13 protein-coding genes and 1 tRNA gene are annotated in these 15290 nt (G+C 60.1%); 13 read left to right on the top strand and 1 reads right to left on the bottom strand.

Features of this window, described 5'->3' with window-relative positions:
• Window positions 1–2: 2 nt before the first annotated feature.
• The 3 genes from asd (at window position 3) to AC1RPZ_RS25270 (ending at window position 5251) form a co-directional block, all read left to right on the top strand.
• On the top strand, window positions 3–1115 hold the full coding sequence (asd, locus tag AC1RPZ_RS25260; RefSeq protein WP_493140341.1) for an aspartate-semialdehyde dehydrogenase: 1113 nt from the start codon (window positions 3–5) through the stop codon (window positions 1113–1115).
• A gap of 279 nt (window positions 1116–1394) precedes the next feature.
• Window positions 1395–2405, top strand: a complete 1011-nt coding sequence (locus AC1RPZ_RS25265) for an aspartate-semialdehyde dehydrogenase (protein WP_493140343.1) — start codon at window positions 1395–1397, stop codon at window positions 2403–2405.
• Between the two features lie 206 nt (window positions 2406–2611).
• On the top strand, window positions 2612–5251 hold the full coding sequence (locus AC1RPZ_RS25270) for a motility hub landmark protein FimV (RefSeq protein ID WP_493140345.1): 2640 nt from the start codon (window positions 2612–2614) through the stop codon (window positions 5249–5251).
• Between the two features lie 53 nt (window positions 5252–5304).
• Here AC1RPZ_RS25270 and AC1RPZ_RS25275 read toward each other — a convergent pair whose 3' ends face one another.
• The gene (locus AC1RPZ_RS25275) at window positions 5305–5964 is read right to left on the bottom strand and encodes a M24 family metallopeptidase (protein ID WP_493140347.1); all 660 of its coding nucleotides are present in this window, start codon (window positions 5962–5964) and stop codon (window positions 5305–5307) included.
• Window positions 5965–6176: 212 nt separating this feature from the next.
• Between AC1RPZ_RS25275 and truA the strand changes: the two genes are divergently transcribed.
• From truA to AC1RPZ_RS25325, 10 genes are all read left to right on the top strand, one after another.
• The gene (gene truA / locus AC1RPZ_RS25280) at window positions 6177–7001 is read left to right on the top strand and encodes a tRNA pseudouridine(38-40) synthase TruA (protein WP_493140365.1); all 825 of its coding nucleotides are present in this window, start codon (window positions 6177–6179) and stop codon (window positions 6999–7001) included.
• Window positions 7002–7064: 63 nt separating this feature from the next.
• A complete protein-coding gene (locus AC1RPZ_RS25285; protein ID WP_493140349.1) occupies window positions 7065–7688 on the top strand; it encodes a phosphoribosylanthranilate isomerase in 624 nt (207 codons plus the stop codon).
• A 235-nt stretch (window positions 7689–7923) separates the two neighbouring features.
• Window positions 7924–8844: an acetyl-CoA carboxylase, carboxyltransferase subunit beta gene (gene accD / locus AC1RPZ_RS25290; protein ID WP_493140351.1), complete on the top strand. Its 921-nt coding sequence runs from the start codon at window positions 7924–7926 to the stop codon at window positions 8842–8844.
• The gene (folC, locus tag AC1RPZ_RS25295) at window positions 8841–10148 is read left to right on the top strand and encodes a bifunctional tetrahydrofolate synthase/dihydrofolate synthase (RefSeq protein WP_493140353.1); all 1308 of its coding nucleotides are present in this window, start codon (window positions 8841–8843) and stop codon (window positions 10146–10148) included. The genes accD and folC overlap by 4 nt, the downstream gene beginning before the upstream one ends.
• Window positions 10132–10785 (top strand): SPOR domain-containing protein, encoded by a 654-nt coding sequence (locus tag AC1RPZ_RS25300; RefSeq protein ID WP_493140355.1) that lies wholly within the window; start codon window positions 10132–10134, stop codon window positions 10783–10785. Before folC ends, AC1RPZ_RS25300 begins: the two co-directional genes overlap by 17 nt.
• 98 nt (window positions 10786–10883) lie before the next feature.
• Entirely contained in the window at window positions 10884–11444 is a 561-nt protein-coding gene (locus AC1RPZ_RS25305; protein WP_123425737.1) for a CvpA family protein, read from the top strand.
• A gap of 41 nt (window positions 11445–11485) precedes the next feature.
• Window positions 11486–12991 carry an amidophosphoribosyltransferase gene (gene purF / locus AC1RPZ_RS25310; RefSeq protein WP_493140357.1) on the top strand — a complete coding sequence of 502 codons (1506 nt, stop codon included), beginning with the start codon at window positions 11486–11488 and terminating at the stop codon, window positions 12989–12991.
• Between the two features lie 80 nt (window positions 12992–13071).
• The gene (locus AC1RPZ_RS25315; RefSeq protein WP_493140359.1) at window positions 13072–14283 is read left to right on the top strand and encodes an O-succinylhomoserine sulfhydrylase; all 1212 of its coding nucleotides are present in this window, start codon (window positions 13072–13074) and stop codon (window positions 14281–14283) included.
• Between the two features lie 11 nt (window positions 14284–14294).
• A complete protein-coding gene (locus AC1RPZ_RS25320) occupies window positions 14295–15056 on the top strand; it encodes an SDR family oxidoreductase (protein ID WP_493140361.1) in 762 nt (253 codons plus the stop codon).
• A 160-nt stretch (window positions 15057–15216) separates the two neighbouring features.
• Window positions 15217–15289, top strand: a tRNA-Val gene (locus AC1RPZ_RS25325).
• Window position 15290: the final 1 nt, after the last annotated feature.

Genomic DNA, 15290 nt, shown 5'->3' on the forward strand with positions numbered 1-15290 from the left:
CGATGAAACGTGTAGGTCTGATCGGTTGGCGCGGTATGGTCGGTTCCGTGCTCATGCAGCGGATGCTGGAAGAGCAGGATTTCGATCTTATTGAGCCGGTGTTTTTCACCACTTCCAATGTGGGTGGCCAAGGCCCGTCCGTGGGTAAGGATATTGCTCCGCTCAAGGACGCTTACAGCATTGAAGAGCTGAAAACCCTCGACGTGATTCTGACCTGCCAGGGTGGCGACTACACCAGCGAAGTCTTCCCGAAACTGCGCGAAGCCGGTTGGCAGGGTTACTGGATCGACGCCGCTTCCAGCCTGCGTATGGAGGATGACGCGGTCATCGTTCTGGACCCGGTAAACCGCAAGGTCATCGACCAGCAACTCGACGCGGGCACCAAGAACTACATCGGCGGCAACTGCACCGTCAGCCTGATGCTGATGGGCCTGGGCGGTCTGTTCGAAGCCGGTCTGGTGGAGTGGATGAGCGCCATGACCTATCAGGCAGCCTCCGGTGCCGGTGCGCAGAACATGCGTGAACTGATCAAGCAGATGGGCGCGACTCACGCCGCTGTCGCCGATCAACTGGCCGACCCGGCCAGCGCGATCCTTGACATCGACCGCCGTGTCGCCGAAGCCATGCGCAGCGATGCCTACCCGACCGAAAACTTCGGCGTGCCATTGGCCGGCAGCCTGATTCCGTGGATCGACAAAGAACTGCCGAACGGTCAGAGCCGCGAAGAGTGGAAGGCCCAGGCCGAGACCAACAAGATCCTCGGTCGCTTCAAGAGCCCGATCCCGGTGGACGGTATCTGCGTGCGCATCGGCGCCATGCGCTGCCACAGCCAGGCGCTGACCATCAAGCTGAACAAAGACGTGCCGATCGCCGATATCGAAGGGCTGATCAGCCAGCACAACCCGTGGGTCAAACTGGTGCCGAACCAGCGCGAGATCAGCATGCAGGAGCTGAGCCCGACCAAGGTCACCGGCACCCTGAACGTGCCCGTTGGTCGTCTGCGCAAGCTGAACATGGGTTCGCAGTTCGTCGGTGCGTTTACCGTCGGCGACCAACTGCTGTGGGGCGCGGCCGAGCCGCTGCGTCGCATGCTGCGGATTTTGCTGGAGCGTTGATTCGCTGATGTAATGAAACAACCCGCACCTTGAAAGAGCTGCGGGTTTTTTTATGGTGGGGGGGCTGAGGCTTATCGGGTGCCTGGCAGGCCGCCATCGCGAGCAAGCTCGCTCCCACATTGACCGCGTGAACACCGAAGATCAAATGTGGGAGCAGCCGGTCGACGCTCGATTGCTCGCGATGGGGCCCGGTCGACCACCGCAAATCCGCGGCAGAATTGCCTGTGCACCAACCACCCGGTAAAGTGCCGCTCCCCCCGTTTCGCCTGAGGTAGATCCATGAGCCAGTCCTTTGATATCGCCGTCGTCGGCGCCACCGGTACTGTCGGCGAAACCCTCGTCCAGATTCTTGAAGAGCGCGACTTTCCGGTTGCCAACCTGCACCTGCTCGCCAGCAGTGAATCGGCAGGGCATTCGGTGCCGTTTCGCGGCAAGAACGTACGGGTGCGGGAAGTCGACGAATTTGATTTCAGCAAGGTGCAACTGGTGTTCTTCGCCGCCGGCCCTGCGGTCACCTTGAGCTTTGCGCCGCGTGCGACGGCCGCCGGTTGCGCGCTGATCGATTTGTCCGGCGCCTTGCCGGCGGAACAGGCACCGCAAGTAGTGCCGGAGGCCAACAGCCAAGTGCTGGCCGGCTTGAAAAAGCCGTTTCAGGTGAGCAGCCCAAGTGCATCGGCCACCACCCTGGCCGTGGTGCTGGCGCCGTTGCGCGATGTGCTTGACTTGCAGCGAGTGACGCTCACCGCCAGCCTGGCCGTTTCTGCCCAAGGCCGCGAAGCGGTCACCGAGTTGGCCCGGCAGACGGCAGAACTGCTGAATGTTCGTCCGCTGGAACCGCGTTTCTTTGATCGGCAAATGGCCTTCAACCTGCTGGCACAAGTCGGCACACCGGATGCTCAGGGCCATACGCTGCTGGAAAAGCGCCTGGTTCGAGAGCTGCGCGAGGTCATGGCGCAGCCTTTATTAAAGATTTCTGTCACTTGCGTTCAAGCCCCGGTGTTTTTTGGCGATAGCTTTAGCGTGACCTTGCAGTCAGCCAAGGCTGTCGACCTGGCGGCGGTGAATGCAGCGCTTGAGGCGGCGCCGGGTGTCGAGCTGGTCGAGGCGGGTGATTACCCGACGCCAGTAGGCGATGCGGTAGGGCAGGATGTGGTCTACGTTGGTCGGGTTCGCGGCGGTGTCGATGATCCGGCGGAACTTAATCTGTGGCTGACGTCAGATAACGTACGTAAAGGCGCTGCACTCAACGCGGTGCAGGTGGCTGAGTTGTTGATAAAAGACCTTGTGTAAAAGATACTTGGCAACAATTTGCAGAATGATTCTGGTCGAGCGCTATGCTCGGCCTGAATGCTGGAGGCGAGCCGCCATCAGGGGCTTCCAAGGGCATAAGTGAAATAAGCGCGCGCAGGGACTCTTCGAGGCTGCGCGCAATGCCTTACGGCAGCGGTATCAACACCTTCTCGCTTGCCGAGGAACGTTCAACAAAGGATGAGGCTATGGTTCAAGTTCGCAAACTGGTGTTAGCAATAGCGGCCGCCTCGGCGCTGTCCTCCGGTATGGCGCATGCCCTCGGGCTTGGGGAATTGACCCTGAAGTCGACCCTGAACCAGCCCCTGGTGGCAGAAATCGAGCTGCTTGACGTCAAGGACCTCACTGCTGCCGAAGTGGTGCCGAGCCTGGCTTCGGCCGATGATTTCGCCAAGGCCGGGGTTGATCGTCAGGCGTTCCTCAATGACTTGACGTTCACGCCAGTGCTCAATACCAGTGGTAAAAGCATCCTGCGGGTGACTTCAACTCGACCACTCTCCGAGCCTATGGTGAAATTCCTGGTTCAGGTGATGTGGCCAAACGGCCGACTGCTGCGCGATTACAGCGTGCTGCTCGATCCGTCCAAATTCTCGCCGCAGACGGCTGATGCGGCCGCGCAACCTGCACCGTCGCAAGCGCCGACAGTCAACGCTCCGGTGACGGGTGCGAGCAAGCCTGCGCAACACATCACCACGCCGCGCGACACCTTGTGGCAAATCGCCGCGAAGGCGCGCAATGGCGGTTCGATCCAGCAAACCATGCTGGCGATTCAGGCGCTGAACCCGGACGCCTTTATCGATGGCAACATCAACCGGCTGAAAACCGGTCAGGTCTTGCGCCTGCCGGACGCTGCACAAAGCGCCAGCCTGCCGCAACCTAAAGCCATTGCCGAAGTCGCTGCGCAGAACACGGCCTGGCGTCAGGGTCGTCGCTCGGCTCACCGGGCGCAGGCGCAACAGCTTGATGCAACCAAGCGCGGGCATGATGTTGTCGCGCCGCAAGGTGCCGCCAAGGACAGCCTGACTCTGGTTTCGGCCGAGTCCGGCAAGAAAGGTGGCAAGGGTAAAGCGGGCGATAGCAAAGCTATCAGCAACAAGCTGGCGGTGACCCAGGAAGGCCTCGATACGACCCGTCGCGACAATGCCGAGCTGAAAAGCCGCATGACTGACTTGCAGAGTCAGTTGGACAAGCTCCAGCGCTTGATCGAGCTGAAGAATAATCAACTGGCCAAGCTGCAGGCAGAAGGCTCGGGCGCAGGTGCCGGTGCTGCTCAACCTTCGGCGGCAATGTCGGCCGATCTGGTCGCCCAGCCTGCTGCGGCGCCCGCCCCGGAGGCGCCCGCGTCTGCTGCGGTAACGCCGGCCGCAGTGCCTGCCGAGGCGCCGATTCAGGCAACCCCGGCGGCGAGTGACGAGCAAAAGTACAACGAACTGCTGACCAATCCGGTGCTCCTGGGTCTGGTGGGTGGCGGTGCCGTGGTGCTGCTGTTGCTTCTGTTGCTGCTGGCGCGTCGTCGCAAGGCTCAACAGGAAGCCGAGAAGCACAAGCGCATGGCGAAGGCGTTGGCTGAAGAGTCGGACTTGACGGAAGACCTCGATCTGCCGGAAAGCAGCTTCGAAGGCCTTGAAGTTCCGCCGCCAGTCGTCAAGCTTGCAACGCCTCCAGCTCCAGTCGTGGCGCCGGTGATCGTAACGCCGCCGATTGCTGCGCCATTGGTAGCCCCTGCGGCCGAGCGCTCGGATGATGTTCTGGCGCAAGCTCAGTCGCACATCAACGCTGGACGTCTGAATCAGGCGGTCAGTCTGCTCGAAGACGGCATCAAGCAAGAGCCGCAACGCAGCGACCTGCGCTTGAAGCTGATGGAAGTCTACGGTCAGCAGGGCGATCGTAGTGCGTTCGTGGTGCAGGAACGTCAGCTGGTTGCCAACGGCAAAAACTACACAGAAGTTGAACAGCTGAAAAGCCGCTTCCCGGCGATGGTTGCCGTGGCCGCTGTGGGTGGTATTGCCGCCGCCGCGGTTGCCGCTGAACTGGATGCGCAGTACGTCAAGGACCTGCTGCACGAGGAGCCTCAGGCACCAGCCCCGGTACCTGAAACTGCACCAGCCCCGGCACCTGCCGATGATGACTTCGACAGTGCCTTCGATCTGAGTCTGGACGATCTGGAAGCAGCATCGCCAGCGGTCGTCGCTCCAGAGCCGACGCTGGAACTGGACGCTTTCCCGCTCGACGACGATCTGAATTTCGAATCCGTTCTGCAACAGCAGACCGAAGCCAAGGACAGCCTGGATGACCTGTCGGATTTCGACCTTGATCTGGGTGGTGATGTGCTGGACTCGACCCTGGTGGACGACGGGTTCCTGCTCAACCTCGACGACGATCTGAAAGATCTGCCAGCGGCCGAGTCGCCCGCGGTCACAGAAGCGGCGCTTGATGATCTGGAGTTGCCGGCTGATTTCGACCTGTCCCTGGCGGATGAACTCGATGTTCAAGCCAAACCGGAGCCGGAGCCGGAGCCAGACGACTTCATGTCCGAGCTGGACGACGTCAATGCTGAGCTGGATCGTTTGTCCGGTAGCCTGGAACACCCGGCCATCGCCGAGCCACGCTTCACGGCTGAAGATGCTGCGGCTGGGATGGAGATGGATGAGCCTGAGTTTGATTTCCTGTCGGGCACTGACGAGGTCGCGACCAAGCTGGACCTGGCGCAGGCTTACATTGACATGGGCGACAACGATGGCGCGCGGGACATCCTTGATGAGGTGATCAGCGAGGGTAATGACGGTCAGAAAAGCGAAGCCAAGGAAATGTTGGCGCGTATGGCTTGAGTGACCGGTAACGCGTAACGAAAACGGCAGCCCATTGAGGCTGCCGTTTTGTTTCAGGCCAGCAAATCCTCGTAAAACGCGCCGAACGGCCGGGTAGGGTGGGCCAGCTGGATTTCGAGGATCCACAGTCCCACATTCGGGCAGGCTTCGAAGTTACCCAGGTCGCCTGCACGATAGATCGCATGGGGAAAGTCGCTGACCCGATGGCCCTTGATGTCCAGGTTCAGCACCCAGCCCATCGCGGACGCCTGTTCTTCTGCGTAGCGATACAGTTCGGGGCCAGCGACCTGATGGGTTCGCCAATAGTCCTGAACCTGGTCGAACAGGGTTTTCGCGGCCGCTGCGCAGGCAAGCATTTCAGGGTCGTTGCCGGTGGTGAACGTGGCGCCGGAGTCGCCCTCGTGGCGATTCCACACGACCCCAAGGTCAATGAAGAAAATATCGTTTTCACCCAGCACTGGATCGCCGCTGGAGGGCTGCTTGAAGGTTTTCAAGGTGTTCTCGCCGAAGCGGATCTTGGTCGGGTGCCAGATGCGGTCCATGCCCAGTTCGTTCAGTACTTCGAGCCCCATCAGCAGGGCTTCGGACTCCAGCATGCCGGGTTTTATCCGGCGGACCATTGCTTCGATAGCCTCCCAGGTCTTGCGTTTGGCATGGAGCATTCCCTCCAGGCTATAGTCCAATCCAACGGCTTCCTTTTGCATGGCGCTCATTTATCAATTCTCGTCAGTTATTCGATCTTCGTTATGTATTTATCTATATAGCGAAACTGCGGCGGCTCATGCAAATAACAATTCGTTTGCCGGGGCGCGAACAAAAAACTCCGTGAACATGGCGTCCCGCCCCGGCGGCCTTATAATGCCCGCCTTTGCGTACATCAGCAGGCTGTCACTCCTTGGCAAATATAGATAACCCGGCTGCCGAAATGGCGGCCGACGGCTTTTTCCGGATCGCATTGGGCGTTGAATACAAAGGCTCGCGCTATCGCGGCTGGCAGCGTCAGGCGTCCGGTGTGGCCACCGTGCAGCAAACCCTTGAAACGGCTCTATCGAAGGTCGCGGATTCACCGGTGTCCTTGCACTGCGCGGGTCGCACCGACGCCGGCGTGCACGCCTGCGGTCAAGTGGTGCATTTCGATACTCAAGTTGACCGCTCGTTGAAGGCCTGGGTCATGGGCGCCAATATCAACTTGCCCCACGACATCAGTGTCAGCTGGGCCAAGGTCATGCCGGCGCATTTCCATGCGCGTTTCAAGGCGATTGCCCGTCGTTACCGTTATGTGATCTACAACGATCAGATCCGTCCGGCACACCTCAACGAAGAGGTCACCTGGAATCACCGGCCGCTGGATGTCCAGCGCATGGCCGAGGCGGCGCAGCATCTGGTCGGCACCCACGACTTCAGCGCCTTCCGTGCTGGTCAGTGTCAGGCCAAGTCGCCGATCAAGGAAATCCATCACCTGCGAGTCACCCAGCACGGCAAGATGATCGTACTGGATATCCGCGCCAGCGCGTTCCTGCATCACATGGTGCGCAATATCGCCGGTGTGCTGATGACTATCGGTGCCGGTGAGCGTCCGGTGGAATGGGCTCGGGAAGTGCTGGAAAGCCGGATTCGTCGTACTGGCGGCGTCACGGCCCATCCATTCGGGCTGTACCTGGTGCAGGTCGAGTATCGCGATGAGTTCCAATTGCCCGAGCGTTACATCGGTCCGCACTTCCTGACTGGCTTCTCGGAACTTGACGGCTGACGCCCTCGAATGCATTTGCTACCATCCGGGACTTCCCCGGATTTGCCCTGAGGTTCAAACGACATGTCAGCCGTTCGCAGCAAAATTTGTGGGATTACCCGCATTGAAGATGCGTTGGCGGCGGTCGATGCCGGGGCAGACGCGATTGGTTTTGTGTTCTATGCCAAAAGCCCGCGGGCGGTGACGGTGCAGCAGGCTCGGGCGATCATCGCTGCGTTGCCGCCATTCGTGACCACGGTGGGCTTGTTCGTCAACGCCAGCCGCTGCGAACTCGGTGAGATTCTCGACGCGGTACCGCTGGACCTGTTGCAGTTCCACGGCGACGAAACCCCGGCCGATTGCGAGGGTTACCATCGGCCGTATATCAAGGCGTTACGGGTCAAGGCGGGCGACGATATCGCCGCCAGTTGCGATGCCTACGCTAAAGCCAGCGGCATTTTGCTCGATACCTATGTCGAAGGTGTTCCCGGCGGAACCGGCGAGGCCTTTGACTGGTCATTGATACCGCAAGGATTGAGCAAGCCGATCATCCTCGCGGGTGGTCTGTCGGCGGCCAATGTGGCCGAGGCCATTGCCCGGGTTCACCCCTACGCGGTGGACGTCAGCGGTGGGGTAGAGCAGAGCAAGGGGATCAAGGATCACGCGAAGATTCGCGCATTCATCAAGGCTGTACGCAGTAGCCTGTAGGCGCTGTCGAGTGACACGTTGATGTGACGGCTGGCAGACTGCCGCCGTCCACTGCACTGTACAAAACAGGTGTACTGCATAAGGCAGGCATGGCTGAGGGTTTTGGGTTGTACGAAGGTCAGTCTTGCTGACCCGGCCATCCACCAATCATCGCCGCACACATGAATTTAGCTCAAGGGCATACACGGGGCTGCGAACCAAAGCGTTCGGGCCGCCGGTACTGGAGAAAGAAAGCATGAGCAACTGGTTAGTAGACAAACTGATCCCTTCGATCATGCGTTCCGAGGTGAAGAAAAGCTCGGTGCCTGAAGGTCTGTGGCACAAGTGCCCATCCTGCGAGGCGGTGCTGTATCGTCCAGAGCTGGAAAAAACCCTGGATGTTTGCCCCAAGTGCAACCACCACATGCGCATCGGCGCACGTGCGCGGATCGACATTTTCCTTGATGCCGAAGGCCGTGCCGAACTGGGCGCTGACCTGGAGCCGGTTGACCGTCTGAAGTTCCGTGACGGCAAGAAGTACAAGGATCGCCTGACCGCTGCGCAGAAGCAGACCGGTGAAAAAGACGCGCTGATCTCCATGAGCGGTACCCTGCTGGGCATGCCGGTGGTGGTTTCTGCGTTCGAGTTCTCCTTCATGGGCGGTTCGATGGGTGCGATCGTCGGCGAGCGCTTCGTGCGTGCGGCCAACTACGCGCTGGAAAACCGTTGCCCGATGATCTGCTTCGCCGCTTCCGGTGGTGCGCGGATGCAGGAAGCGCTGATCTCGCTGATGCAAATGGCCAAGACCTCGGCGGTATTGGCGCGTCTGCGCGAAGAAGGCATTCCGTTCATCTCCGTGCTGACCGACCCGGTTTACGGTGGTGTTTCCGCCAGTCTGGCGATGCTCGGCGACGTCATCGTCGGTGAGCCGAAAGCCCTGATCGGCTTCGCCGGTCCGCGCGTTATCGAGCAGACCGTGCGTGAAAAGCTACCGGAAGGCTTCCAGCGTAGCGAGTTCCTGCTGGAGCACGGTGCGATCGACATGATCATTGCTCGCCATGAGCTGCGTCCACGCCTGGGTAACCTGTTGGCGCAACTGATGGGGCTGCCGGCGCCTAAGTTCGTGGTCGCGCCGGTCGAGCCAGTCGTGGTTCCGCCGGTGCCTGCAAACCTATGACCGAACGTACCCTTGGCGACTGGCTCGCCTACCTTGAGCAGTTGCATCCGTCAGCCATCGACATGGGGCTTGCGCGCTCGCAAGAGGTAGCGTCCCGGATGGGATTGGGCAAGCCGGCGCCTCGGGTGATCACGGTCACCGGCACCAATGGCAAGGGTTCTACCTGTGCGTTCGTTGCGTCATTGCTGCGGGCGCAAGGGCTCACGGTCGGTGTCTACAATTCTCCGCACTTGCTGCGTTACAACGAGCGGGTGCAGGTCAACGGCGTCGAAGCCACTGATGCGCAGTTGTGCGAAGCCTTTGCTGCGATTGACGCTGGGCGCGGTGAAATCTCCCTGACGTATTTTGAGGTGGGCACACTGGCGGCGTTCTGGCTGTTTCAGCGTGCAGGTCTGGATGCGGTGGTGCTGGAAGTTGGTCTCGGCGGACGTCTGGATACCGTCAATCTGGTGGATGCTGACGTCGCGCTGGTCACCAGTATTGGCGTTGATCACGCAGATTACCTCGGTAATACCCGCGAATCCGTCGCCTTCGAAAAGGCCGGCATCTTCCGTCAGGGCGCGCCTGCGCTCTGTGGTGACCTCAATCCGCCTCAGCCCCTGCTGGATAAAGTGCGCGAGCTCAATTGCCCGTTCTTCCTGCGCGGTCGTGATTTTGATTTGGGCGTCACCGAGCAGAACTGGCAGTGGCGGGGCGTCGATCCTCAAGGGCGTGCGATAGAGTTGCACGACTTGCCGTTGCTCGATCTGCCGATGGAAAACGCCGCGCTGGCGTTGCAGGCTTATGCGTTGCTGGGTTTGCCATGGCAGGCCGAGCAGATTGTCGCGGCATTGAAAGCAACATCAGTGGTTGGGCGTCTGGATCGCCGCCAGTTCAACTGGCACGGCAAGCGTCTGAACCTGATGCTGGATGTGGGGCATAACCCGCATGCCGCCGAGTACCTGGCTCAGCGTTTGGCTCGCCGGCCGGTGGCGGGTCGACGTTTGGCGGTATTTGGTTTGTTGGCTGACAAGGATCTCGATGGAGTTGTCGGCGAATTGAGTGGTAGTGTCCAGCATTGGGCTGTCGCCCCGCTCGATTCTGCGCGCGCACGTCCGGTTGCGGATTTGCAGGTTGCGTTGCAGAACCTTGGGGCGTCGGTAACATCCTATGCAAGTGTCGCGGATGCCCTGGAAGGGCAATGTGCGCTGGCAACGGCGGAAGATGAAATTCTGCTGTTCGGATCATTTTATTGTGTTGCCGAGGCCCTCGAATGGTTGGCTCGGCGCTCCACGGAGGAAGCTGCACATGGCTTTGCTGGATAACGCGTACAAGCAGCGGATGGTTGGGGCTCTGGTTCTGGTGGCATTGGCGGTGATTTTCTTGCCAATGCTGTTTTCCCGGGAAGATGAGCAGCGTCAGGTGGTGGTTCAGGCCCCGGCTGCACCTCGGGCCTCGGCAATGCCGCAAGTACAGGTCGAGCCGGTGGTGGTGCCGGAGCCGCAAGCGCTGCCGCAGGAGCCGGTTCCAACCGATGAAGAGATTGCCTCGGAGAAAGCGCCTTCCAGGCCGGCTGCCCCCAGCGCTCCTATCGTGCCAGCCCCGGTTGTCGCCAAGCCCGTAACGCCGCCTGCGCCCAAACCGGCACCTGCTCCCGCACAACCGATCGCTGCGGCGCCGAGCAAGCCTGACACCAGCCAGAGTCGTGTCGACGCCAATGGCCTGTCGGTCAGTTGGTCGGTGCAGTTGGCCAGTCTGTCGAGCCGTGAAAGCGCCGAAAGCTTGCAGAAAACCCTGCGTAGCCAGGGTTACAACGCCTATATCCGTTCCGCCGATGGCAAGAATCGGGTGTTTGTCGGGCCGTTGATCGAGCGTGCAGAAGCCGATCGCCTGCGTGACCTGCTGGGCCGTCAGCAGAACCTCAAAGGCTTTGTCGTTCGCTTCCAGCCTGAGCGCGGCTGACGCTAACTGACTGATTTCAAATGCACTTGCAATCGCAGCTTACCGACAGCCATGGGCTCTGCTAAAATGCGCCGCCTTATCCGTCTGTAGGCTGCACTGTGCCATTTACCTGGGTTGATTGGGCGATCGTTGCAATCGTCGCCATCTCCGCTTTGATCAGTCTGAGCCGCGGCTTCGTCAAGGAAGCCTTATCGCTGCTGACCTGGATCATCGCAGGAGCTGTTGCCTGGATGTTCGGTGGCTCACTGTCCGAGTACCTCGCCGGATACATCGAAACACCGTCGGCTCGCGTAATCGCGGGCTGTGCCATCATGTTTGTCGCCACCTTAATGGTGGGCGCAATGATCAATTACCTTATCAGCGAACTGGTTCGCGTCACCGGCTTGTCCGGGACCGATCGTTTTCTCGGCATGGCCTTCGGCGCGGCGCGTGGCGCGCTGCTGGTGGTCACCGCCGTCGGGCTCTTGAGTCTGGGCCCGGTACAGCAGGATAAGTGGTGGCAGGAGTCAAGGCTCGTGCCACAATTTCTATTGGTTGCAGACTGGTCCAAAAACCTCATATTAGGGTGGAGCAGTCAGTGGCTGGCCAGCGGTATCAGCGTACCCGCTGACATACCGTTCAAGGAGCACCTCTTGCCGACGGCCAAAACGCCGCAGTGAGATGTATTCAGTTCAGTTTCATTAAGTAGGGGTTGCGTCGCATGTGTGGCATCGTCGGTATCGTCGGTAAGTCGAACGTCAATCAGGCGCTGTATGACGCGCTAACCGTCCTCCAGCACCGCGGCCAGGACGCTGCCGGTATCGTGACCAGCCATAATGGCCGGTTATTCCTGCGCAAGGACAACGGTCTGGTTCGTGACGTGTTTCATCAGCGTCACATGCAGCGCCTGGTCGGTCACATGGGCATTGGCCATGTGCGTTATCCGACGGCAGGCAGTTCGACTTCGGCCGAAGCTCAGCCGTTTTACGTCAACTCGCCGTATGGCATCACTCTGGCGCACAACGGTAACCTGACCAACGTTGAACAGCTGGCCAAGGAGATTTACGAATCTGACCTGCGCCACGTCAACACCAACTCCGATTCGGAAGTGCTGCTCAACGTGTTTGCTCACGAACTGGCCCAGCGCGGTAAGTTGCAGCCAACCGAAGAAGACGTGTTTGCGGCCGTCACCGACGTGCACAACCGTTGCGTGGGTGGTTACGCGGTCGTTGCGATGGTGACCGGTTACGGCATCGTCGGTTTCCGTGACCCGCACGGCATCCGCCCGATCGTCTTCGGTCAGCGTCACACCGACGAAGGCGTCGAGTACATGATCGCCTCCGAAAGCGTTTCCCTGGACGTGCTCGGTTTCACCCTGATTCGCGACCTGGCACCGGGCGAAGCGGTCTACATCACTGAAGACGGCAAGCTGCACACCCGTCAGTGCGCGACCAATCCATCGCTGACGCCGTGCATCTTCGAGCACGTCTACCTGGCGCGTCCGGATTCGATCATCGACGGCGTTTCGGTTTACAAGGCGCGTCTGCGCATGGGTGAGAAGCTGGCCGAGAAGATCCTGCGCGAGCGTCCAGAACACGACATCGATGTGGTCATCCCGATCCCGGACACCAGCCGCACCGCGGCGCTGGAGCTGGCGAACCATCTGGGCGTGAAGTTCCGCGAAGGTTTCGTGAAGAACCGCTACATCGGCCGGACCTTCATCATGCCGGGACAGGCCGCACGGAAAAAATCCGTACGCCAGAAGCTCAACGCCATCGAGCTGGAATTCCGCGGCAAAAACGTGATGCTGGTGGACGACTCCATCGTTCGCGGCACCACCTGCAAGCAGATCATCCAGATGGCCCGCGAAGCCGGCGCCAAAAACGTCTACTTCTGCTCGGCAGCCCCGGCCGTGCGTTACCCGAACGTTTACGGCATCGACATGCCGAGCGCTCACGAACTGATCGCCCACAATCGTTCGACTCAGGACGTAGCTGATCTGATCGGTGCTGACTGGTTGATCTATCAGGACCTGCCTGACTTGATCGAAGCGGTTGGCGGGGGCAAGATCAAGATCGAGAATTTCGACTGTGCGGTGTTCGATGGCAAGTACGTCACCGGCGACATCGACGAGGCTTACCTGAACAAGATCGAGCAGGCACGCAACGATGCCTCCAAGGTCAAGACGCAGGCAGTCAGTGCGATCATCGATCTGTACAACAACTGAGTTTCTACCGGCCCTGAGGGGCCGGTTTTGTATCTATCAAAGAATTTTTATCTATCAAGAACGGGGCAAGGAGTGACAGCATGAGTCAGGATTGGGATGCCGGTCGGCTGGACAGCGACCTCGATGGCGTAGCGTTCGATACCCTGGCCGTTCGCGCCGGTCAGCACCGCACGCCGGAAGGCGAACACGGTGATCCGATGTTCTTCACTTCGAGCTACGTGTTCCGTACCGCTGCCGATGCGGCGGCACGCTTCGCTGGTGAAGTGCCGGGCAACGTTTACTCGCGTTACACCAACCCAACCGTTCGTGCGTTCGAAGAGCGTATCGCCGCGCTCGAAGGTGCTGAGCAGGCAGTGGCGACGGCCACCGGCATGGCGGCGATTCTCGCGGTGGTGATGAGCCTGTGCAGTGCTGGCGATCATGTGCTGGTGTCGCGCAGCGTGTTCGGCTCGACCATCAGCCTGTTCGAAAAGTACTTCAAGCGTTTTGGCATCGAAGTCGATTACGTGCCTCTGGCGGATCTGTCTGGCTGGGATGCGGCGATCAAGGCCAACACTAAATTGCTGTTTGTCGAGTCGCCTTCCAATCCGCTGGCCGAACTGGTGGACATCGCCGAGTTGTCCAAAGTGGCTCACGCCAAGGGCGCGATGCTGGTGGTCGACAACTGCTTCTGCACGCCTGCCTTGCAACAGCCGTTGAAGCTCGGTGCGGACGTGGTCGTGCATTCGGCGACCAAGTTCATCGACGGTCAGGGCCGTTGCATGGGCGGTGTGGTGGCCGGTCGCAGCGAGCAGATGAAAGAAATCGTTGGCTTCCTGCGCACTGCCGGGCCGACCTTGAGTCCGTTTAACGCCTGGATCTTCCTCAAGGGGCTGGAAACCTTGAGTCTGCGCATGAAGGCGCACTGCGCCAACGCCCAGCAGTTGGCCGAGTGGCTGGAGCAGCAGGACGGCATCGAGAAAGTCCATTACGCCGGCCTCAAGAGCCATCCGCAGCATGAGTTGGCTCAGCGTCAGCAGAAGGGTTTTGGCGCCGTGGTGAGTTTCGAGGTCAAGGGTGGTAAAGAGGGCGCCTGGCGCTTTATCGATGCCACGCGTTTGATCTCGATCACCGCCAACCTCGGTGACAGCAAGACCACCATTACCCATCCGAGCACCACCTCTCACGGTCGCCTGGCGCCGCAAGAGCGTGAGGCTGCCGGGATCCGCGACAGCTTGATCCGCATTGCGGTCGGCCTGGAAGACGTGGCTGACCTGCAAGCAGATCTGGCGCGCGGGCTGGCTGCCTTGTGATCGAGTTGTCCATGCCTGCGAGTGGCACTAATGGTCGGGTTGCACTGGTCACCGGTGCTGCACGCGGCATAGGCCTGGGAATTGCCGCCTGGTTGATCAGCGAAGGCTGGCAGGTGGTGCTGACCGATCTGGATCGGGTGCGCGGCTCGAAGGTTGCCAAGGTGCTGGGTGACAATGCCTGGTTCATCGCCATGGACGTGGCCGATGAGCAGCAGGTGGCTCGGGGTGTCGCCGAGGTGCTCGGGCAGTTCGGTCGCATCGACGCGCTGGTGTGCAATGCGGCAGTCGCCGATCCGCACAACATCACCCTGGAAAGTCTCGATCTGGCTTACTGGAATCGAGTGCTGGCGGTGAACCTCGGCGGACCCATGCTGCTGGCCAAGCACTGCGCGCCTTATTTGCGTGCTCATAGCGGCGCCATCGTCAATCTGGCCTCGACCCGGGCTGCGCAGTCGGAACCGGATACCGAGGCTTATGCGGCGAGCAAGGGCGGTTTGCTGGCATTGACTCACGCCTTGGCCATCAGTCTGGGGCCGGAGATTCGAGTCAATGCGGTCAGCCCTGGCTGGATTGATGCGCGTGATCCAGCAGCACGGCGTGCCGAACCGCTGAGCGACGCTGATCATGCTCAGCATCCGGCGGGCCGGGTAGGGACGGTCGAGGACGTAGCGGCAATGGTGGCCTGGTTGTTGTCGAAGAATGCCGGGTTTGTTACGGGCCAGGAGTTTGTGGTCGACGGTGGCATGACCAAGAAAATGATTTATAGCGATTAACCGAGGTGCCGGGACCGCTATGGATACGGCTTGAGGTTGGTGGTGTCGCTGATTGACGCCCCAGGAGATGACATGAATTTGTCTTTTTCAGAAAAACTTCAAGCAGGCTATTGACTTAGCTTCGGTATCTGCGTAAATTTCGCGGCCTCAGAGAAGCAAAGGGTGATTAGCTCAGCTGGGAGAGCGTCTGCCTTACAAGCAGAATGTCGGCGGTTCGATCCCGTCATCACCCAC

Source organism: Pseudomonas sp. GW822-FHT02D10 (assembly GCF_058802345.1).